The organism is Vicingus serpentipes, from assembly GCF_007993035.1.
GTDB lineage: Bacteria > Bacteroidota > Bacteroidia > Flavobacteriales_E > Vicingaceae > Vicingus > Vicingus serpentipes.
This window is the reverse complement of the sequence record NZ_VOOS01000001.1, coordinates 209,450-231,407: the sequence shown is the minus strand read 5'-3', so window position 1 is coordinate 231,407 and position 21,958 is coordinate 209,450. Positions and strand designations below refer to the sequence as shown.

The 21,958-nt window shown below is 31.2% G+C and carries 22 protein-coding genes and 1 tRNA gene; 12 read left to right on the top strand and 11 right to left on the bottom strand.

What is annotated here, in order from left to right:
- Positions 1-4: 4 nt before the first annotated feature.
- From FRY74_RS00990 to FRY74_RS00955, 8 genes are read right to left on the bottom strand one after another with little or no spacing between them, the layout of a single operon-like run.
- Positions 5-781, bottom strand: a complete 777-nt coding sequence (locus FRY74_RS00990) for a tetratricopeptide repeat protein (protein ID WP_147097734.1) — start codon at positions 779-781, stop codon at positions 5-7.
- On the bottom strand, positions 778-2,580 hold the full coding sequence (locus FRY74_RS00985) for a BatD family protein (RefSeq protein WP_147097732.1): 1,803 nt from the start codon (positions 2,578-2,580) through the stop codon (positions 778-780). Before FRY74_RS00985 ends, FRY74_RS00990 begins: the two co-directional genes overlap by 4 nt.
- A gap of 47 nt (positions 2,581-2,627) precedes the next feature.
- Complete coding sequence (locus tag FRY74_RS00980; protein ID WP_147097730.1) at positions 2,628-3,419, bottom strand: tetratricopeptide repeat protein; 792 nt, start codon at positions 3,417-3,419, stop codon at positions 2,628-2,630.
- Positions 3,416-4,456, bottom strand: a complete 1,041-nt coding sequence (locus FRY74_RS00975; protein WP_147097729.1) for a VWA domain-containing protein — start codon at positions 4,454-4,456, stop codon at positions 3,416-3,418. The genes FRY74_RS00980 and FRY74_RS00975 overlap by 4 nt, the downstream gene beginning before the upstream one ends.
- A complete protein-coding gene (locus tag FRY74_RS00970) occupies positions 4,449-5,447 on the bottom strand; it encodes a vWA domain-containing protein (RefSeq protein WP_223265792.1) in 999 nt (332 codons plus the stop codon). The genes FRY74_RS00975 and FRY74_RS00970 overlap by 8 nt, the downstream gene beginning before the upstream one ends.
- Entirely contained in the window at positions 5,437-6,387 is a 951-nt protein-coding gene (locus FRY74_RS00965; RefSeq protein WP_147097727.1) for a hypothetical protein, read from the bottom strand. Before FRY74_RS00965 ends, FRY74_RS00970 begins: the two co-directional genes overlap by 11 nt.
- On the bottom strand, positions 6,387-7,271 hold the full coding sequence (locus tag FRY74_RS00960; protein WP_147097726.1) for a DUF58 domain-containing protein: 885 nt from the start codon (positions 7,269-7,271) through the stop codon (positions 6,387-6,389). The genes FRY74_RS00965 and FRY74_RS00960 overlap by 1 nt, the downstream gene beginning before the upstream one ends.
- A gap of 32 nt (positions 7,272-7,303) precedes the next feature.
- Positions 7,304-8,356, bottom strand: coding sequence for an AAA family ATPase (locus tag FRY74_RS00955; RefSeq protein WP_147097725.1), 1,053 nt, complete (start codon positions 8,354-8,356; stop codon positions 7,304-7,306).
- A gap of 147 nt (positions 8,357-8,503) precedes the next feature.
- Here FRY74_RS00955 and FRY74_RS00950 point away from each other — a divergent pair, with 147 nt between their 5' ends.
- On the top strand, positions 8,504-8,911 hold the full coding sequence (locus tag FRY74_RS00950) for a pyrophosphohydrolase domain-containing protein (protein ID WP_147097723.1): 408 nt from the start codon (positions 8,504-8,506) through the stop codon (positions 8,909-8,911).
- Between the two features lie 57 nt (positions 8,912-8,968).
- Here FRY74_RS00950 and FRY74_RS00945 read toward each other — a convergent pair whose 3' ends face one another.
- Genes FRY74_RS00945 through FRY74_RS00935 form a run of 3 tightly spaced genes read right to left on the bottom strand, consistent with a single transcriptional unit; the run spans position 8,969 to position 13,648 of the window.
- A complete protein-coding gene (locus FRY74_RS00945; protein WP_147097722.1) occupies positions 8,969-10,321 on the bottom strand; it encodes an ABC transporter permease in 1,353 nt (450 codons plus the stop codon).
- A 13-nt stretch (positions 10,322-10,334) separates the two neighbouring features.
- Positions 10,335-11,873 carry an ABC transporter permease gene (locus tag FRY74_RS00940; RefSeq protein ID WP_147097720.1) on the bottom strand — a complete coding sequence of 513 codons (1,539 nt, stop codon included), beginning with the start codon at positions 11,871-11,873 and terminating at the stop codon, positions 10,335-10,337.
- An 8-nt stretch (positions 11,874-11,881) separates the two neighbouring features.
- Positions 11,882-13,648, bottom strand: coding sequence for an ABC transporter substrate-binding protein (locus FRY74_RS00935; RefSeq protein ID WP_147097719.1), 1,767 nt, complete (start codon positions 13,646-13,648; stop codon positions 11,882-11,884).
- 182 nt (positions 13,649-13,830) lie between these two features.
- Between FRY74_RS00935 and FRY74_RS00930 the strand changes: the two genes are divergently transcribed.
- The 11 genes from FRY74_RS00930 to moaCB all read left to right on the top strand — a co-directional run bounded on the left by FRY74_RS00930 (position 13,831) and on the right by moaCB (position 21,948).
- Positions 13,831-13,920 (top strand) — tRNA-Ser (locus FRY74_RS00930).
- 98 nt (positions 13,921-14,018) lie between these two features.
- Entirely contained in the window at positions 14,019-14,816 is a 798-nt protein-coding gene (locus FRY74_RS00925; RefSeq protein ID WP_147097718.1) for a sulfurtransferase, read from the top strand.
- The gene (locus FRY74_RS00920; RefSeq protein ID WP_147097716.1) at positions 14,813-15,757 is read left to right on the top strand and encodes a tRNA-dihydrouridine synthase family protein; all 945 of its coding nucleotides are present in this window, start codon (positions 14,813-14,815) and stop codon (positions 15,755-15,757) included. The genes FRY74_RS00925 and FRY74_RS00920 overlap by 4 nt, the downstream gene beginning before the upstream one ends.
- 53 nt (positions 15,758-15,810) lie before the next feature.
- Positions 15,811-16,815 carry a GTP 3',8-cyclase MoaA gene (moaA, locus tag FRY74_RS00915; RefSeq protein ID WP_147097714.1) on the top strand — a complete coding sequence of 335 codons (1,005 nt, stop codon included), beginning with the start codon at positions 15,811-15,813 and terminating at the stop codon, positions 16,813-16,815.
- Positions 16,812-17,990 (top strand): molybdopterin molybdotransferase MoeA, encoded by a 1,179-nt coding sequence (locus FRY74_RS00910; RefSeq protein WP_147097712.1) that lies wholly within the window; start codon positions 16,812-16,814, stop codon positions 17,988-17,990. The genes moaA and FRY74_RS00910 overlap by 4 nt, the downstream gene beginning before the upstream one ends.
- Positions 17,990-18,736, top strand: a complete 747-nt coding sequence (locus FRY74_RS00905) for a sulfite exporter TauE/SafE family protein (protein WP_147097710.1) — start codon at positions 17,990-17,992, stop codon at positions 18,734-18,736. Before FRY74_RS00910 ends, FRY74_RS00905 begins: the two co-directional genes overlap by 1 nt.
- Positions 18,736-19,284, top strand: a complete 549-nt coding sequence (gene mobA, locus FRY74_RS00900; RefSeq protein ID WP_147097708.1) for a molybdenum cofactor guanylyltransferase — start codon at positions 18,736-18,738, stop codon at positions 19,282-19,284. The genes FRY74_RS00905 and mobA overlap by 1 nt, the downstream gene beginning before the upstream one ends.
- Entirely contained in the window at positions 19,268-19,504 is a 237-nt protein-coding gene (locus FRY74_RS00895) for a MoaD/ThiS family protein (protein WP_170227911.1), read from the top strand. The genes mobA and FRY74_RS00895 overlap by 17 nt, the downstream gene beginning before the upstream one ends.
- Positions 19,504-20,595: a molybdopterin-synthase adenylyltransferase MoeB gene (moeB, locus tag FRY74_RS00890; protein WP_147097704.1), complete on the top strand. Its 1,092-nt coding sequence runs from the start codon at positions 19,504-19,506 to the stop codon at positions 20,593-20,595. The genes FRY74_RS00895 and moeB overlap by 1 nt, the downstream gene beginning before the upstream one ends.
- Before the next feature lies 1 nt (position 20,596).
- Entirely contained in the window at positions 20,597-21,040 is a 444-nt protein-coding gene (locus FRY74_RS00885) for a molybdenum cofactor biosynthesis protein MoaE (protein ID WP_147097702.1), read from the top strand.
- Positions 21,037-21,948: a bifunctional molybdenum cofactor biosynthesis protein MoaC/MoaB gene (gene moaCB, locus FRY74_RS00880; protein ID WP_147097700.1), complete on the top strand. Its 912-nt coding sequence runs from the start codon at positions 21,037-21,039 to the stop codon at positions 21,946-21,948. The genes FRY74_RS00885 and moaCB overlap by 4 nt, the downstream gene beginning before the upstream one ends.
- Positions 21,949-21,958: the final 10 nt, after the last annotated feature.

The window sequence follows — 21,958 nt, the reverse complement described above, 5'->3', positions numbered from 1 at the left end:
GAGATTAGATTGTTCTAATATCTGACGTCCTCAACCAACCTTCATTACCATTTGGTAATTTAATTTTAGCCCAATCTGTAGTTGTTTCTAAAACTTTAATTTTTGTTCCTTCGTGAAGTGTGAATAATTTTTCACTTGCTGTATTTGGTTCACTTTTAATTGTAACCGTTTCTGTAAATATAATAGCTTCTGCCGAACGCTCATGGTAAGCGGTATTTTGAGCAGCCATTAACCAGCAAAATAAACCTAATATTAAAAAGAATAAACCACCATAAAAGCCTGATTTCTTAATAAGAATTTGGTAAGAAATTAAATAACTCACAAATAAAATAAGTGCAATAAAAAATAAACTAATTGTATAGTATGCCCAACTGTCAGCAGTTTTGGAAGTAACTAAAGTGTTCCATGTACTTGTAATAAATAAATCGGGAGCTGCTTCAATTTTATCAATGGTTTTACCGTTTGCTAATTTTAAATTAAAAATAACGTCTTCATTATCAGGTTGTAATTTTAGTGCTTTCTCGTAGTTTAGAATTGCAGAAGGAATATCATTCACTTTATAATAGGCATTTCCTAAATTAAAGAAGATGTCAGTTGATAACATATTATCTTTAATAAGCTGCTCATATATTTCTATTGCTTCGTTGTACTTTGTTTCAGCATATAATTCGTTTGCTTTGTTATAATCAATATTTGGGTCTTTGATTGAAGTAGCAAAGCCATTGCTAACTAATAAACTGAATAAAAATAAAGTAACGATGTTTAGGCTAAAATTTCTCATGATTTTGCCTCCTCTTCAATTTTGTTAATACTATTTTCAGCTTTATTGTAAATTTCTTGAGATGAAACAGAAATAGGAGCAAAGCGAGCCATTTCGCATAGTTCAAGCGTATCTAATAGCTCTTTTGTTGTTGCTTCAGATATTTGTATTGTTGATAGCTTTTGGGTTATATTTTCTTTACTCAACTCAGATAAAGCAATATTTAATTTGTCGCTAACATAACCGTAAATCGCTTTAGAAATATTTTCATAAAACTCTTTTTGTTGGTTGTTGGTTAAACTAATTTTAGCAGAAGCTAAGTGTTTACTTGCTACTTTACCTGCTTTCTTTTTCTTGTTACCAATCACATCTTTTTGAGAAGCTCTAATTTTATTTCTAAAAATAAAAGCAAGCACAAAAAGGAGAGGAGCACTTAAAAGTAAAATGTAAAATAATAAGCTGTTGTAAAAACTAGTTGTAGCTGAGCTCACTTTTATTTCTTTTAGGTGTATGTAACGAATATCGTTTCCTAAAATTTCTACATCTTCTTTGTTAGCTCCAGAATATGTAACATTATTAGCTGAACCGTCACCTTTCTCAACTTCAATAGTGTAAGGCTCTGAAGTTAATGTTTTATATTTTTTAGTAGAAGGATCGAAATAACTAAATTCGATTGGTGCAATATTAAAAGTGCCAGCATGTCTTGGTATTACTAAGTAATCAAATTCTTTTGAGCCAGATACACCATTACTTGTTGTACTGAAGTTGTCATTAATTTTAGGGTCGTAAGTTTCAAAGTCATCAGGGAATTCTATTCCTAAATTGTCAATTAAAGGAATGTTTCCTTTTCCTGAAATTTTTATTTTAATATTGATAGCTTCATTTGCTTTCACCTTATTTGCAGTAATGTTTGAAGTCATATTTAACTGACCAACAGCTCCATTAAAACTTTCAGGTTTACCTTCTGTAGGGTGGGGTAGCACTTTTATTTTTATTGCTTTACTTTTTAAAGGTATTTCAACGTTTTCCACTCGTCCAAAAAATTGATCAAAAGGAGAGTTCCCACCACCACTTGCTCTTCGTTGTACAATAAACTTCATTTCAAGAGGGTCAATTTCTAGGTCACCAGAACGCTGAGGAAATAACACTATTTTTCTAATTGTAGCCACATTCCAACGGTATCCTCCAATAACTTCCTGGCTCCATTGTGTTTGTCCCATATCAATTTCTTGACTCCAAAAGCCATTTAAATCAGCATTTTTAACTAATTCATTTCCGGCAATATTCACTTTTGTATAAAGCTTATAAGAAGCAATTAATTGTTCTCCCTGGTAAGCAGTAGTTTTATTAACGCTTGATTTAATAAATAAATCTTTTGCAACATCTTCTTGACTAACTTTTGAATTAGATTGAGAATTACTTTGTTGCTGAACATTTGCTCCTTTGCTAACTGTTATTTTTAATGAATTGGTATTGTAAGCACTACCTTCATGAGCAGCAACGGCAGGTCCAATGGTGAATTCACCTTCTTTAACAGCCATTAAAATATAGCTATAACTGTAAGATGCATTTGTTTTACCATTTACCCATGACATGTTGGTAGATTGGTTTGGACCTGATAAAACTCTAAAGTTAGAAAGGTTAGGAGCTTTAAAATTTGTGATTTTTCCGTTCGCTGCAAATTCAATTTGAAAACGGTCTCCTGTGGCTACTTCAGTTCTACTTGTAGCAGCAGTAAATTCAAAATCTTGAGCAAAGATGCTTGATGCAATTATAATTGCAATAAAAGTAAGTCCTATATGTTTAATAAATGCTTTCATTTAATTGTACAAAATAATCAATTATTTAGTTGACAATAATCATTTTGTTACCAGTCTTTTTCAATGGTTGTTTTTTCTCCTTTTTCTCCTTTCTTTTTCAATTTTGCTTGCACTTTTTTCTCTTGATTGTTAAGTGCATCTAGCATTCGCTGTGCATCTTGCTTAGAAATTTGATTCGGTTTTTGTTGCTCTTGTTTTTCTTGATCTTCTTTGTCTTTTTCGCCGTCTTTTTGGTCTTGTTTATCTTTATTTTCTTCGCCCTTCTTGTCTTGCTTGTCCTTGTTCTGTTCGTCTTGCTTGTCTTTGTTATCCTTATTATCTTTTTGGTCTTGTTTATCCTTGTCTTTGTTCTGTTCGTCTTTATTATCTTTGTCGTCTTTTTTCTCGTCGTCTTTCTTTTGTTGTTCTTGTTGCTGTTGTAATTTCTTTTTAGCGTAGGCTAAATTATAACGAGTTTCATCGTCTTTTGAGTTCAGTTTTAAAGCTTCTTTGTAAGCCTTGATACTTTCATCATATTTTTCTGCTTGTAATAATGAGTTACCAATGTTGTGATAAGCATTTGCTTTTATTTCATCATTACTAGTGTGTTCAGCAACTTTTTGAAATTGTTGAGCAGCTTCAGCGAATTTTTTTTGTTTGTACAATGCATCACCTAAGTTAAACTCAGCTTTTACAGATTGACTATTTTTTTGTAAAGCAGTATTGTAGCTATTTTCAGCCTCATCAAATTTTCCTTCTTCATAAAGATTGTTTCCTTCACGGATGTGTTTTTTCTCTTCTTGACCAAAAGCCGAGAATGAAATAATAAATGTTAATATGTATAAAATGTACTTTATCATTCTTTCACTTTAAACAAATTAATTTTATCCAGTTTGCTACTTTTTCTATTAGAGATGAAAAATTCAATTACAAACAAAAGTAGAGCTAGTAATAAAAATGGTTGAAAACGATCTTCGTAATCACTATAAGATTTACTATCAAATTCAGTTTTTTCCATTTGGTTAATTTCGTTCATAATAATACCTAAGCCAGCATTTGCATTTGTAGCTCTAACATAAGTTCCTTCACCAGCAGTAGCAATTTCTTTAAGCATGCTTTCGTTTAATTTAGATACAACTGTGTTGTTAGCATTATCTGTTCTAAAGCCAATTTGCTTACCGTTTCTATAAATTGGAATTGGTGCACCACCTTCAGATCCCATACCAATGGTGTGAACTAAAACACCTAGTTCAGCAGCAGCGGTAGCCGATTTTACAGCATCATCTTCATGGTTTTCACCATCTGTAATTACAATTATTGATTTACTTGTGCTGTTTTCAAAATCAAAAGATTCCATAGCTAAATCTATAGCAGAACCAATAGCTGTACCTTGTTTAGGTATAATATCTGTACCAATCGTTTCTAAAAATAATTTGGCAGCAGAATAATCAGTTGTAATTGGTAATTGCACATAAGCTTCTCCAGCAAAAACAATAATTCCTAAACGGTCGTTATGTAACTTTTCAATTAACTGATAAATTGCTCGTTTGGCTCTTTCTAATCTATTTGGAGAAAGATCTTCAGTAAGCATACTATTACTTACATCCAGAGCAATCATTAAATCTACACCTTCACGTTTAACTTCTTCAAGCTTAGTTCCGTATTGTAAATTAGCAATACCTATTAGCAAAGAAATCATTGCTAAAGTGAACAATATAAATTTTACAACAGGCTGCTTTTTTGCTACATTAGGCATTAATCGTTCTATAACATTTGCGTTACCAAAATCTCTCAGTTTTCTTTTTTTCCAATTTTGAATAAAAAGATATACGATAACTATTAGCGGAATAATTACTGCTAAAGCCCATAATGCAATATGATGTTCGAACCTAAACAACGCTTTTAAATATTATGTTTTTTAATAAAAATTCAAGTAATAATAAAGCTGCAGCTAATGAGGCAAATGGCCAAAAATGTTCTGATTTTTTTTTGTAATCAGTTACATTAATTTTTGACTTCTCTAACTTGTCAATTTCCTTGTAAATATTTTCTAGTTTGTTTTTATCTGTAGCTCTAAAATATTTTCCATCAGCAATAGAAGCAATATCTTTTAATGTTTTTTCATCAATTCTTACAGGTACATTTTGGTATTGTATTCTACCAAATTGGTCTTGAAAAGGCATTCTAGCTTCACCCATCGAACCAACTCCAACAGTATAAACTCGCACTCCAAATTCACGAGCTATCTCGGCAGCAGTAACAGGTGGTATTGATCCAGAATTGTTTGAACCATCAGTTAATAAAATAACAACTTTACTTTTTGCTTCACTATCTTTTAAACGGTTTACAGCTGTTGCTAATCCCATACCAATTGCAGTTCCATCTTCTATCATTCCGTTTTGGATGCCGCCAAATAAATTTAATAATACATCATGGTCACTAGTTAAAGGACATTGGGTAAAACTCTCTCCACCATAAATTACTAATCCAATTCTGTCATTTGGGCGTTCGGCAATAAAATCCATTGCTACATCTTTAGAAGCCTCTAATCTATTTGGTCGAAAATCTTCTGCTAACATACTACCAGAAATATCCAATGCTATTACAATATCAATACCTTCAGTAGTTACATTTTGCCAACTTAATGATGTTTGAGGACGAGCAATTGCTGTTATTAAAGCAGCTAATCCTAAGCATCTCAAGGCGATAATTGAGTGACGAGAAATGTTTGTTTTTAAATCGCTAAAAGTATTTAGGGAAGTAATTTTAATAGAACCTTGCAATTTGCGGTTGCGTAAAATGTACCACACCAATAAAATAGGGATAAATAACAAAGCCCAGAAAAATTCAGGGTTAGCAAATGATATGTCGTTCCAATTAATTTGCATCCTTACTCTCAGTGATAATTAATTTAGTTGTATTAACAAATTCTATTGCAGCACCAATACTCATTTCATTTTCGTTAGCAAGGGGTTGTTCTTTAGCAAATTTTACTAAATCGGCTAAGGTTAATGTTTGAGTTAATTTATTCATTAACTCCGGGGAAATGTTTTGCAATCTTAATCCATGCAATATTTCAGATGTCGTTTCCTCTAAGGCATTCACTTGATATCTGTTTTCAATATACTCTCTTAATATTTCTGAAATATGAGAATGGTATAATTTTACTTTCCCTTCCTGCCATAGTTTTTCTTCTTTTATTTTTTCTAGTTTTTCTAATGCAATAATATGCTCAGGTATTTGAGGAACAACTTCTTCAATAATTTCTTCTGGCTTTCTGTTTTTCAAGTACTTAATAACCCAAATAATAACAATTGCAAGCACTAAAATAGCTACTAACCACCACCAATTATCTTTTAACCAATCAGTAATAGAAAAAGGTTCGTCAATAATTCCTTTTATGTCAAAAATTGCTTGTGCAGTATCAACTGGCATTGTTTGAACTTCTATTAAAATAGGTTCTGATGCTATTGTGTCGTTATTTACAACAAACAGAAAAGGTGGAATGGCATAATAGCCAGAGTCGAAAGAAGTAACGGTTATTATTTGTTCTTGAAGAAAGGTGTAAGGTTCTTCTTTATTTGGGATTAACGTATCAATTTTAGTCTTGTTTACAATTTCTACATACTGATTAATAGTATCATACAGGGTGGGAAATCCAATTGAAATTGCTCCTTCGTTAACTGTATAAGTTGTTTTTAATGAAATATTTATTTGTTCTCCAATTAAAATTGAATTTGTATCAGCAATAGCTTCAACTGAATAGGTTTGAGCATTAACTTGAGCTAAACAAATAAAAGAGATTAATATGTAAAATAATTTTTTCATTAATGTTCTCTTCTTTTAAATAAGTTCATTAGAGGCTTAACGTAGTCGTGGTCGGTTGCAATTTCAGCAACATCCACTCCCGATTTTTTAAATGTATTCTTTAGTTCTGCCTTTCTTCTCAATGCATCAGCTTTGTAATTTTTTCTTACGTCTTTATTAGAAGTGTTTACCCATTTTATTTCATTAGTTTCCGCATCTAAAAGCGGAACTAAACCTAGATTTGGTAAATCTTCTTCAGCATTATCATATAAATGTAAAGCAACTAAATCGTGTTTTTTATTTGTAATTTTTAATGCGTCTTCAAAATTTGAGTCTACAAAATCAGAAAGGATAAAAGCAGTGCATCTTTTCTTAATTACGTTAGCAAAATACTTTAAGGCCATTCCTATGTCAGTACCTTTGCTCTCAGGTTCAAAGTCAATTAAATCTCTAATTATCATTAAAATATGACTTCTACCTTTTTTTGGAGGAATGAATTTTTCAATTTTATCAGAGAAAAAAATTACACCAACCTTATCATTATTTTGAATTGCTGAGAATGCTAAAACAGCACAGATTTCTGTTGCTAACTCTTGTTTTGATTTTTGTTGTGTACCAAATTCTTTCGATCCACTAACATCAACCAAAAGCATTACGGTCATCTCACGTTCCTCTTCAAATACTTTTACATAAGCTTGGTTAAAACGAGCTGTAACATTCCAGTCAATGGTTCTTATTTCATCGCCATGTTGGTATTCTCTAACTTCGCTAAAAGTCATACCTCTTCCTTTAAAGGCAGAATGATATTCACCAGAGAACATCTGATTACTCAGCCCTCTGGTTTTAATTTCAATCTTTCTAACCTTTTTTAAAAGTTCGGTTGTATTTGAATTACTACTTGACATAAGTTGATGAAGACAAAATAGTTAAATTGTCTTTATGGTATCTCTACGTTATTTAAAATACCGTTTATAATTTCTTCAGTTGTAATGTTTTCTGCTTCAGCTTCATAGCTTAAACCAATTCTGTGTCTAAGTACATCGTGGCAAATTGCTCTTACATCTTCAGGAATAACATAACCTCTTCGTTTTATAAAAGCATATGCTTTGGAAGCTAAAGCTAAGTTTATACTAGCTCTTGGTGAACCACCAAAATTGATTAAGTTTTTATATTCTGGTAAATTATAATCTTCTGGAGTACGAGTTGCATTAACAATATCTACAATATATTGTTCAATTTTCTCGTCCATATAAACGTCTTTTACAACGTTTCTTGCTTTTAATATATCGTCTGGAGTTAATACACAGTTTGGAGTAGGGAAACCAGCTTTAGAAATGTTATTTCTAATGATTAATTTCTCTTCCTCTTTTTTAGGATAATCTAATACTACTTTCAACATAAATCTATCCACCTGTGCTTCTGGTAATGGATAAGTTCCTTCTTGTTCAACAGGGTTTTGAGTAGCTAGTACTAAAAATGGTTCAGGAAGTTTAAAGGTAGTTTCGCCAATTGTAATTTGACGCTCTTGCATTGCTTCAAGTAAAGCACTTTGCACTTTTGCAGGAGCACGGTTAATCTCATCTGCTAATACAAAGTTGGCAAAAATAGGTCCTTTTTTTACTGTAAAAGCTTCTTGCTTTTGGTTATAAATCATTGTACCGATAACATCGGCAGGTAATAAATCTGGAGTAAATTGAACTCTACTAAATTTTGCATCAACTGTTTTAGCAAGTGTATTAATAGCTAATGTTTTTGCTAAACCAGGAACACCTTCTAATAAAATGTGTCCGTTAGATAATAGGCCAATTAATAATCGTTCGGTCATGTGTTTTTGTCCAATAATTACCTTATCCATTTCCATGGTTAAAATATCTACAAAAGCACTTTCTTTTTGAATTCTTTCGTTTAAGGCTTTAATATCTACACTAGAAGCAGGGTTAGTATTCGTGCTTTCTTGTGTTACTGGATTTTCAAAATTTGTTTCTTCCATTTTTATCAATTTTAACTAACCAAAGTTAACCAGAGGTTTTAAGAATACCAATGTAGGTTAATTTCTCATTGTTAAAAAATGTTAAAGACTTTTTAATTTTTTTAACTACCTATTCTTCATCTTTGTAGAAACGATAAATTGAATATAATGAGTGATAAAACATTAAGATTACAAGAGGTAATTAGCATGGTAGGGGAGTTTCATGATGCTTTTAAAATAGGTAATGAACAAGCACCAATTGGTAAAATTGCTGAAAAAGATTATTTGTTGCGATACAAATTGATGCGTGAAGAAAATGAAGAGTATTTAGAGGCTGCTGAAAATGGTGATTTGGTTGAAGTAGCTGATGCTTTAGGGGATATGTTATATATTTTATGTGGTACAATTTTAAAGCATGGTATGCAGCATAAAATTGAAGAAGTTTTTGAAGAAATACAACGAAGCAATATGAGTAAGTTGGATGGGAATGGGCAACCAATTTACAGAGAAGATGGAAAGGTGCTTAAAAGTGACTTATATTTTAAACCAGATATAAAAACGATATTGGGTAACTAACAAAAAAGCCGAATAACTTTAAGTTATTCGGCTTTTTTAGTTGTAATATAGATAGTATTACTGTTTTAATTTTGGATCTAAAGCATCTCTTAAGCCTTCTCCAATTAGGTTGTAAACCGTTATGGTAATAAAAATTGCAATACCAGGGAACATTACTAACCACCATGCTTCAAATTCTTGTCGTCCTAAGCTCAATAAAGAACCCCAAGTTACAGATTCGTCAGGAACTCCAATACCAAGGAAAGATAAACCACTTTCAATTAAGATAGCCGAGGCAATACCAAAAGCAATGGATACAAATACAGGGGCTAAACCATTAGGTAAGGCATGTTTTACCATTGTTCTTCTGTTTGAATAGCCTAAAGCTTTTGCAGCCTGCAGATATTCTAATTCTCTAATTTTTAGGAATTCAGCTCTTGTAAAACGAGCAATACCTGTCCAAGAAGTAATACCTATAATTACCATTAAGATAACTAAACTTCTTTCTTTCATTATTGCCGAAATAGTAATAATCAACAATAAACGAGGCATAGAATTTAAAATTTCAATACTTCTTGATACAATTGAATCTACAGGAACAGTAACTTCTTTACTAAAAAAGCCTGGTAATTTTAGTTTACCAATAAGGTTTACAACCAATATAACTAGAGCCATTACAAATATGCTTATGATTAGTTGAAATAGTCCAGAACCAATACTTTCGTTAAACCCTTCGGTAATGGCAATGTTACGTGCTATAAAAGCGTAAAAGAAACCAAGTATTACACCTAAAATAGTCATGTAGTACCTAAAACGTGTAGCAATTAAATTTTTATCGCCAAAGAAGCCAGCTAATGCACCAAGGCTAATTCCTATTAATGCAGCAATACCCATAGAGATAATACCCACTAATAATGAAACTTTTGTACCATGAATTAAACCTGCAGTAACATCTCTACCAATTGCATCAGTTCCCATGTGGTGGCGGAATTTTTTAGGAGATTGTACTCTTTTTCCTTCAGGGTTTTTATAGTACTGAACTGCAGTAGGAGAAACGTATTCTCTATTATATCGGTCTGGTTTTTCAGGAGAATAAGGAATTGGTGCCCAAACAACACTTTCTAAATCTAATTGTTTCCAATCTGTAATGTCAAATTGTAATTTTTCAACATTACCAGTAAGTGGGTTTATAGTCGAGTCTGTTTTTGTTGAATTAAAATAAGTTTGAAATGCTGGGTAAAAAGACTTTCCTCTGTACTTAGCATATAAAGGTTGGTCGTTTGCAATAAAGTGAGCCGATATAGCAACTAATACTAAAAAAGATAAGATGTATAATGAGATAATAGAAGGTTTACTTTTTTTAAACTGCTTCCAAGCATATTTCTTAAAAGAAAAATCTTTCTCTGCTTGTTTATTTTTTTTATCTGACATAGCTAAATAATAATTAAGAGTAAGAAATTCTAGGATCAACAACTGCGTATAAAATATCAGCAACTAAATAACCAATTACGGTTAAAAATCCTGATATCGTAAATATGGCTACAATCATAGGGTAGTCATAATTTAGTATTGCGTTAAAGGTTTCTAATCCCATTCCTGGTAAAGAAAAAATAACTTCTATAATTACCGAACCACCAATTGCAACAGGGAAAATATTAGCAAATACTGTAATTATTGGCAATAAGGAGTTTCTTAAAGCATGTTTTAATACTACTTTCTTTTCACCTAAACCTTTAGCACGTGCAGTTCGAATAAAGTCTTGCCCCATAACGTCAACCATACCAACTCGCATAATTCTGCTCAAAAACGCAAAAGAACTATAAGTATAGGTTATTAAAGGTAAAACCATATAAGGCCAGTGGTGAGCCATTGATTTAAATAAGCCCCAATCTTCTTGGTAAATCGAAGGGTCTTGCCATCCTGATTCGGGAAACCAAACAAGCGTATCTGGATTTGCAAAAGCATACAACAATAAAGTTCCTATAAAGAAACCAGGCATTGAGTACAATACAAATAAAATTACGGATGAACCTTTATCGAAAGCTGAGTTTTTTTTGTATGCTGAGTAAATACCTATAGGAATACTAATGATATACGATAATAAAATAGATAGGAAAATGAATACGAAAGAAACTGTAAATTTTTTCCAAATTTTATCAGAAACTGGTTGGTTATCGATGTAAGAAATTCCAAAATCTCCTCTTAATACTCCTTTACGTTCGCCGCCATCACCAAATAGCCATCTGTGGTACTGATTTTTACCATACCAAGTAATTTTAGGGATATAAGTTTTCCATGGAGTAGCATTTTCTTGAAGGTTTTTAAATGCCTTTTGAACTGCCAAAAATGATTCTTTTGTAGGAGCTAAAAATTCGTTTTCAGCATATCTCTTTTCTAGGTCGGTTAATTTTGATAATATAATATCTTCATTGTAAGATTCTTGAAGGCTTATTATATCAAAACTTGTATTACTTTTTACTTGTGTAATTTCATTTTTCGAATAATTACTGGCATAAATTGTATCTAAGTAAGTGGAGTCTCCGTCATTTATTTCTTGTATAGTAAATGTTGAATTTAATTTGCATACTTCTTCAACATCGATATTTGAAGTAACTTCTGCAGCAGCAACTAAAGCTAAGTAGTAGTTTTGAACGGCTTCCCAGTTACCATATTTTCTACTTAATCTAAGTAGGTTATCTTGGTGAGCTTTATCATCAATTTTGTATAGAGTATCACTATCTGCCATTGTAGCTAAACTCAAATAGAACACCGGTAAGTCTAATCCTAGTCGTTTTCTAATTTCTTGTTTAACTTTTTTAGTAGAAGAAGATTGCTCACTAGCTGTACCTTCTTTATTTGCCGATTTAGAAAGTCTTTCAACTGGATCTCCAGGGGCATTGATACTTATTACAAACGCAAGCAGTGATATTGCTATAAGCGTAGGAATAAAAACAATTAATCTTTTTAAAATATATCTTAACATGTTGTTAATTATTCAGGTTTAAGAGTATTACCTCTAAATTCTGGTTTTAATATTAAATTGTTTAGTGCAACACCAGGTTTTTCATTGTACATATTGGCATTGTCAAATCTTTTATGAATTGCTATTTTTCTTTTGTAACTATACATGAAAACATAAGGTTGATCATCATATATTTTCTTTTGTAATGCTTTCGTTGCAGCTATATGGTCGGCTGGATTTAAAGAAGTGTTTGCAAGTTTTATTAATGAATCACTTTGAGCATCACCAAAACCAGTAAAATTAGAGCCTTTACTTGCCCATGCTTCGGTATGCCATAATTGCATTGGATCTGAATAACCTGCTGAGCCACCCCATCCCCCAAGCATAGCATCAAATTTGTGGTCTTGTGCATTTTTATAGAATAAAGTGAAATCCATAGGAGAAGGAATAACATCAATACCTGCCTTATACATTTCTTCTTTAATCATTAAAATAGTTTCTTTAGTTGCAGCGTTTCCACTCATGTAACTTAACTTAAATGAGAATTGCAATTTTTCTCCATTTACCACTTTATCTCTAATGTTGTTTTTGTCTGTATCTATCCAACCAGCTTCGTCTAATAATTTTTTAGCTTTTTCAATATCAAATTCAATCACTTTTAAATCAGAATTGTAAGACTTTTTTAATGGCGAAACATTTGCTACTTGTCTTGAAGCTTGCCCTTGAACAATTACATCAATAATTTCATCAACAGGAACTAAATGAGCAATTGCTCTTCTTACTTTTTGGTCAGTGAAAAAAGGTTTAAATTCTGTACCATCAGGTTTCATATTTAGCCCCATATAAGAATAAGAATACTGGTCCATAAAAGCGGAGTGATAATTATTGTTAAAATAATCAATAGCCTGTAACTTCATTAATTTAGTAGTACCTATATAGGTAGATACATCTATTTGTTGATTTTTTATAGCTAGGTAAGAAGCAGCATCATCACTGATAATTTTAAAAATTATTTTGTCAGGATAGTTTTGATATGCTAAATCTGTAGTATTATCATCACCATACCAGTTTTCTTTTTTCTCTAATGTAATATAACTACCAATATTAAATTCAGTTACTTGGTAAGGCCCAAGTCCAACAAGTTTTTCTGGTTGGTAACTATTGTCGCCACTATTAAAGCTATTAAACCAATTTGAAACATCTTCAGAGGCTTTAAAATTCTCATCATACATTTCTTCAAAAGTTAAATTATCAAGAATACCATCAGGGTCCCAGTGAGATTTCTGCTGCATATAAACTTCAGCAAATATTTCAAGATTTGAAACATGTAAAGTTTTTGCTCTCATTATAAATTTATTTGGATCTTCAGGGTGTTTTTTCACAGATTCTATAACAGATGTGTAATTACCTTTAACATTTGTGTTGTTAGTTAATGGGCAAACTTGAATTTTTGTTGTAAAAATTACATCATCAACTGTAAACGCTGACCCATCAGCCCATTTTATTCCTTCCTTTAATTCGTAAGTATATTCTAATCCATCCTCACTAACTTCAGGCATACTTTTAATTAACTGAGGTTCTATTTCTAAATTTTCAATATCCATACTAACCAAGGTTTGTTGAGTATAGTTAAAAATATAAGTTCTGTTTGCTGAATTATCATTAAAAGGATGAAGCCCATCTGGGTTTGATGATATATGTGCAATAACAGTATTGTTAGAAAGATCTCTCTTATCAACACAAGAATCAAAAACTGCAATAACCAATAAAAGAATAATAAATTTGATTTGTTTCATAACAATTAAATCTGCTTTTTTTCAAGACTTGCAAATATAGCATTCCAATTGAATTATGTAAATGATTTTAGACAAAATCTGTGATTATCAGGATGAAATTGAGACTCAATAAAAAAATGTTCATTTTTTTTAATTTTTATTTCGGAATTTAAAATTGATTGTTACTTTTGCCATCCTAATCTGGAGGGATGGGTGAGTGGCTGAAACCACATGTTTGCTAAACATGCGTGCGGGAGACTGTACCGGGGGTTCGAATCCCCCTCCCTCCGCCAGAATAATTAAAATCCCTTATTGCAGGCAATAAGGGATTTTTCTTTTATCAAAAATCGATTTATTAAATTTACTTTCTCATTATTTTATAAATTCATTTATGTATTCATCAATAGTATCTTCTCAATGGCTAAATAATAATTTAGAGGATAAAAAAATAGTGATTTTAGATGCTAGTCAAGAAATTTCTGAGGATAATATTTGCATAGTTGGAGCTCGTTATTTTGATATAAAAAATGAGTTTAGCGATAATAATAGTGAATTTCCAAATACTTTTCCTAGTGTTATGCAATTTGAAGAAAACTGTAAAAAGTTAGGGATTAAAAATGATAGTAAAATTGTTGTTTATGATAATAGAGGTATTTTTTATAGTCCAAGAGTTTGGTGGATGTTTAAAACGATGGGACATGAAAATATCGCTGTTCTAGATGGTGGTTTACCAGATTGGATGGCAAATAACTATGAAACTCAAACAATTTTTAATAAAGATTTTAAAAGAGGTAATTTTACTTCAAAATTTGAAAGTGACCGTATAAAAAATTATGATTTCGTGAATAATAATAGTGTTACTCAAAAATCATTATTAGTAGATGCTCGCTCTGAAGGAAGGTTTAATGGAACTACTCCTGATCCTAGAGAGGGCATATTGAGTGGGAGTATTCCAAATTCAATTAATTTACATTATGCAACTGTTTTAGAAAATAATAAGTTTAAATCTAAGGCAGCTTTAACCCAAATTTTCAGTAAAATTTATGCTGAAAATAAACCTTTAGTTTTTACTTGTGGATCAGGAATAACAGCATGTATTTTATTACTAGCAAGTGAATTGGTTTCTGAACAAAAAACATCAGTTTATGATGGGGCATGGACAGAATGGGCAACACTAAGTCAAAAATGAGTTTTACACTACTTTCATCTCCATTACAAGGGTTTACTGATTTTCGGTTTAGAAATACTTTTAATAAATATTTTGGAGGCATAGATACCTTTTATGCACCCTATATTCGTTTAAACGGCAAACTGGAAATTAAACCTGGTTACGAAAGAGATTTATTACCCAAAAACAATTCAGTTACAGATCTTATTCCACAAATAATGACAAACGATGCTGAAGAGTTTTTATTTGTTTCGAAATATGTACAGAGTTTAGGGTATAAAGAGCTAAATTGGAATTTAGGCTGTCCTTACCCAATGGTTACAAAAAGAGGTATGGGCTCGGGGTTAATTTGTGAGTCAACAAAAATTGATAACATTTTATATAAAGTACATCAAGAGTCAGATATAATTGTTTCTATGAAAATGCGAATGGGATATGATACTCCTTTAGAAATTTTAGATGTTTTTCCTGTGCTTGACAAATACCCGATAAAGAATGTTGCTATTCATGCTCGTATTGGTAAACAACTTTATAGGGGAGGTGTTGATTTAGATTCTTTTCAAAAATGTTTAGATAATACCACTCAAAAGATTTATTATAATGGAGACATTACTTCGGTTGAAAAATTTAATGAACTAAAAAATCGTTTTCCGAGTATTGATCACTGGATGATAGGAAGAGGTTTAATAGCAGATCCTTTTTTACCCCAAATGATTAAAGATAACAATCTAAGTTATCCGGAAAATAAAGGAGAGGTTTTTGGTAAATTTCATGATACTCTTTTTAATGAATATGAAACAGCATTGTCTGGGCAAAGTCATGTGTTGATAAAAATGCTACATTTTTGGGAGTACTTTTCTACAACATTTTCTAACCCTCAAAAAACATTAAAGAAAATAAAAAAAGCTAAAAGTATTCCTGCTTATGAAGGTGCTGTTCGAGAAATATTAGATCAGATTTAATCTAATTAATATGCAAGTCATAAATATCTTAATTTAGTAGATTACTCTACAATATGCAGAAAAAAAATACAATAATAGATCAGTTTGGAAGAGTGCATAATTATTTGCGTATTTCTTTAACTGAACGTTGTAATTTGAGATGTACTTATTGTATGCCTGAAGAAGGTATTCAACTTTCAGAAAAAGAGAATATACTTACTCACGAAGAAATTATTTATTTGGCCAAGGAATTTGTGCATTTGGGTGTGAATAAGATTAGGCTCACTGGTGGTGAACCATTAGTGAAAAAGAACATTGAAAAAATTATTAGAGAATTAACAGCTTTGCCTATTCAATTAGGAATTACTACTAATGGTATTTTATTGGATAAGTACATCGATTTATTTAAAGAAAGTGGTGTAAAAGACTTAAATATTAGTTTAGATACTTTAGATAAAGATAAATTTACGGAGATGACTCGAAGAGATTACTTTGATAGAGTAATGCGAAACATCTATCAATGTATTTTAGCTGGTTTTAATATTAAAATTAATGCTGTGCTTATCAAAGGACAAAACGATAATGAGATTATTGATTTTATAGAATTTACTAAACATAATAAAGTCTCTTTTCGTTTTATAGAATTTATGCCTTTCGATGGAAATAAATGGGATAATTCTAAGGTGGTTTCTTTGCAAGAGATATTAGATAAAGTATCGTTAAATTTTGGTTCTGATCAATTGATAAAATTAGAAGACAAGAAAAACGATACAACTAAGAACTATCGCATAAAAGGATATGAAGGAAGCTTTGGTGTGATTAGTACGGTAACAAATCCATTTTGTGATAGTTGTAACCGAATACGCTTAACAGCAAATGGTAGAATTAAAAATTGTTTATTTTCTAATGCAGAAACTAATTTATTAGATCCATTGAGAAAAGGAAAAGATATAGGTCCATATATTCTAGAAGCAGTTTACCCTAAAAATAAATCACGTGGAGGAATGTTAAGTGATAAAGATTTTCAGGATAAAGAAAAAAATACTCAAAATAGAGCAATGATAAGTATTGGAGGATGATATCAGTTAAGGAAGCCAAAGAAATATTGATAGCTAATTGCTGTAAATCTCAGCTAATAGAAGTTAGTTTGTTTGATTCATTAAATTTATTTTTAGCGGAGGATATTTTTGCACCAATTAATGTTCCGAGTTTTAACCAAAGTGCAATGGATGGCTATGCTTTTAAGTTTTCTGATATTGAAAGCAAAATAACTATAATTGATGAAATAGCAGCTGGAGATTTAAGAGATGTTGAAATTAAAAAAGGAGAAGCTGTTCGAATTTTTACAGGTGCTAAAGTTCCAGAAAGTTGTGACACAGTTGTAATGCAAGAATTGACTGTAGTTGAGAGTGGGCAATTATCTGTGAAAGATGTAGGTTTGAAAATAGGTGGAAATATTCGTGAAGAGGGACATCAGATAAATCAAGGAGATTTAGCATTAGAAAAAGGAACTAAAATTAATCCTGCTGCAATTGGATTTTTAGCTTCTTTAGGAGTTGTTTCGATTAAAGTCCATCAAAAACCACGAGTTACTATTTTAGCAACTGGTAACGAATTAGTAAAAACTGGAAACACATTACAAAAAGGGCAGGTATATGAGTCTAATACGTTAATGCTTCAATCAGCTTTAAATAATTTAGATATTGAGGCCGAAACAGTTTTTTTAATAGATGATTTTGAAGAAACTAAATCTGCAATAAATAAAGCACTAGACAATTCTGATTTACTGATATTATCTGGAGGTATTTCAGTTGGTGATTATGACTTTGTAAAACCTGCTTTAGAAGAAAATGACGTAGAACAGTTATTTTATAAAGTAAAGCAAAAGCCAGGAAAACCTTTGTTTTTTGGTAAAAAAAATAAGAAGTTAGTTTTTGCATTGCCAGGTAATCCAGCAGCGGCATTAAATTGTTTTTACTTGTATGTTCAACCAGCAATAAACATTCAACTAGGCAATCCAAAACCATTTTTAGTAAAAACAACTCTACCCATTAATCAATCTTATAAAAAGAAAAGTGGCCGAGCTGAGTTTTTGAAAGCTTTTTCAAATGGTAATAATGTTAACTTATTAGAAGGACAAGGCTCTGATGTCTTATTGTCGTTTGCTAAAGCTAATTGTTTGGTTTTTTTATCAGATGAAATTGATAATATTGAAAAAGGAGATTTAGTAGAAGTTCATATGCTTCCTGGGTAATGAACATTTTTGAAATTGAGCATATTTGGATTTTTTTATTGCTATTACCAATAGTAGCTTTTATGTATTCTTCAGTTGGTCATGGAGGAGCAAGCGGATACTTGGCTATGATGGCATTGTTTGGTTTTGCACCTGAATCAATGAAACCAACAGCTTTATTATTAAATCTTTTTGTAGCAGCTATTTCATTTGTCCATTATACAAAAGCAGGCCATTTCAATAAAAAATTATTTCTTGTTTTTGCTTTTGCTTCTATTCCTATGGCTTTTATAGGTGGAATGATAGAAGTTGATGCATCATTCTATAAAAAGATATTAGCTGTGTTATTGGTTTTTGCAATTTTTAGAATGCTAAATGTATTTGGAAAAGAAGTTAATAATGTTAAAGATGTAAAAATTTGGCAAGGACTTTTTGTAGGAGGAAGTATTGGTTTTTTTTCGGGATTAATTGGTATAGGCGGAGGTATTATTTTGAGTCCTGTAATCTTATTGATGCATTGGGGTAAAATGAAAGAAGCTGCTGCTGTTTCTGCATTATTTATATGGGTAAACTCGGCAGCAGGTATGTTTGGTCAAATTTATTCTGGGGTTAGAATAGATGAGCAAGTGTTTATTCTGGTTGGTACTGCTGTATTAGGTGGTTTTTTTGGTGCTTATTATGGAAGTAAACATTTTAATAATAATTTATTGAAGTATATGTTAGCTTTTGTTTTGGCTATTGCTTGCATTAAGTTAATTTTAACCTGATGGAAAGAACAGCAATTATATTAGCAGGAGGCAGTAGCTCTAGAATGGGGGAAGATAAAGGGTTAATGTTAATTGATGGTCAACCTATGATTCAGTATATTATAAATGTAGTGAAGGGGGTAGTAGAGAATATTATTATTGTTTCTAATAATAATGAATATGAGCAGTTTGGTTATCCGGTAATTGAAGATGTAATTAAAGGTAAAGGCCCATTAGGTGGTATTTATACCGGTTTATTACATTCTAAAACCGACTTAAATTTAGTTCTAAGTTGTGATATCCCGTATATAAATGCAAGTATTTTAAATTTATTAATTAGCCATTCTGAAGGTATAGATATTACTATTCCAAAAAAAGATGAAATAACTCATCAATTAATGGGAGTGTTTAATAAAAAATGTTTAATTCCTTTTAAAAATGCACTAGATAATAATGAGTTAAAGCTGATTACATTGTTTGAAAAGTTAAATTTAAACGTTGTAGATGCTAGCCATTTTAGCAAAAGACTGTTTACCAATTTAAATGAAAAAGATGATATTAAAGCTTAAATATTTTGGGATGATAGCAGAAGCTTTAAGTAAGGAAGCAGAAGAAATAGAATTAAATATTACTTCAATACAAGAACTGAAAGATTATTTAGTTAATCAAAATTCAGTTTTAGATAAACTTAATTTTAAAATAGCTGTCAACCATAAATTAGTCGATTTAGATAGTAAATTAAACAATAATGACGAGGTAGCTTTACTGCCACCATTTGCAGGAGGATAATGCTTTCAGACAAAGAAAAATATCGATACTCTAGACATTTACTCTTGGATAAAGTAGGTGATAAAGGGCAAGAAAAGCTGAAATTTGCTAAGGTATTGGTGGTTGGAGCAGGAGGTTTGGGTTGTCCAGTTTTACAATACTTAACCGCAGCGGGTGTTGGTACAATAGGTATTATCGATTTTGATACAGTAGACGAAACTAATTTGCAGCGTCAAGTTTTGTTCTCAATACAAGACATAGGAACAAATAAAGCCTTAGCTGCAAAAAATAGGTTAGAACAGTTAAATCAATTTATAGTATTTAATATTTATCAAGAAAAATTAACAGTAAAAAATGTTCTTGAGTTGTTTTGCCAATACGATATTATAGTTGATGGAACTGATAATTTTTCCACAAGGTATTTAGTTAATGATGCTTGCATTAAAACTAATAAACCTTTTGTTTATGGTGCTATCTACAAGTTTGAAGGACAGGTGTCCGTTTTTAATTATGGGGATGGACCAAGTTATCGTTGTTTGTTTCCAAATGCTCCAGATGAATGTTCTGTCTCTAATTGTTCTGAGATTGGAGTATTAGGAGTTTTACCTGGCTTAATTGGAACTCAGCAAGCAAATGAAGTGTTAAAACTTATTTTAAATATAGGAAATCCTCTTTCAGGTAAATTGGCTATATATAATGCATTGGAGGCTTCTCAATTAATTATTGAAATCTCAAGAAATGAAGACCAAATAAATATTGCAAAGCAAATTGATTTTGATTTGTACGATTACGATTATTTTTGTGGAATAAAAAAGGAAAAAAATATGAAGGAAATTTCAGCACAAGAGTTAAAAGCGCTTTTAAAAAAAGAAGACATTCAAGTCATAGATGTAAGAGAATCTTATGAAACTCCAAAAATTGAAGAATTAAAAGCGCTTAATATTCCAATGCAAAGCATTCCTCATAATATGGACAAAATAGATAGAAACAAAAAAGTTGTGATTCATTGTCAGCATGGAATTAGAAGTATGCATGCTATAGATTTTTTAGCACAAAATGGTTTCGATAATTTAATTAACCTTACTGGTGGAATTGTAATGTGGGAGGATTAAAATGAGTGATAAAAAAATTAAAAATGTTTTTGTTGAAGGGGCAATAACTCCTCAAAAAATTGCAACATCAATTGCTCATCATCAAGTAAAAACTAATATAGGAGCACATGATATTTTTTTAGGCCAAGTTAGGGCTGATGAAATAGACGGTAAAACTGTTCAAGCTATAGATTATTCAGTTTATGAAGAAATGGCTAATAATATATTTCACGAAATAAGAGAAAGTGCTTTTTATAAATTTGATTTAACATGCATGCATATTTATCATAGCAAAGGAATAGTTAAGGCTGGTGAAATTTGCTTATTTGTTTTTACATCTTCTGCTCATCGAAAAAATGCAATGGATGCCTGTAGATATTTAGTTGAAGAGATTAAAGAAAAGGCTCCAGTTTTTGGAAAAGAAATTTTTGAAGATGAATCACACCAATGGAAAGTTAATAAATGATAGATATTACACATAAGAGTTCTACATTAAGAATTGCGACAGCACAAGCAATTGTAAAAGTTAGCAAACATGAAACAATAGAAGCAATAAACAATAAAACGGTACCTAAAGGTGACGTTTTTTCGATGTGTAAGGCTGTTGGTTTATTAGGTGTAAAAAATACGCCACTAATTTTAGCTGATTGTCACCCTATGCCAATAGAATATACTGGAATAGATTATGAAATAAATGGATTAGAAATAGTCATTAAAGTAACGATTAAAACAATTTATAAAACAGGTGTTGAGGTAGAAGCAATGCATGGTGCAAGTGTTGTTTCGTTAAATATGTATGATATGCTGAAACCTATTGATAAAGGGGTAGAAATTCATCATATAAAGTTGTTGGAAAAGAAAGGAGGTAAGTCTGATTATAAGGATAAATTTAGACAAGATTTAACTGCTGCAGTTGTTGTTTGTTCTGATACGATATCTTCAGGTCAAAAAGAAGATAAAGCGGGAAAAGCCATAATTTCTAAACTCGAAGAGTGTGGTGTTGCAATAAAAGATTATGTGATAATTCCTGATAAGAAAGACATTATTCAAGAAAAGGCGAAAAGTTACACAGATCAAGGAGTAAATATGATTATTTATACTGGGGGAACAGGTCTTTCAAACAGAGACGTTACGCCAGAAGCTCTAAAGCCATTATTAACAAGAGAGATTCCAGGAATAGAAGAGGCAATTCGAAATTATGGTCAAGATAGAATGCCTTATGCAATGCTAAGTAGAAGTATAGCGGGTACAATTGATAATTCACTAGTATTAGCTTTGCCAGGATCCACTAATGGAGCTAAAGAAAGTATGGATGCCATATTTCCTGCAGTATTACATGTTTTTAAAATTTTAAAAGGTGCTAGACATAATTAATATAGCGTCA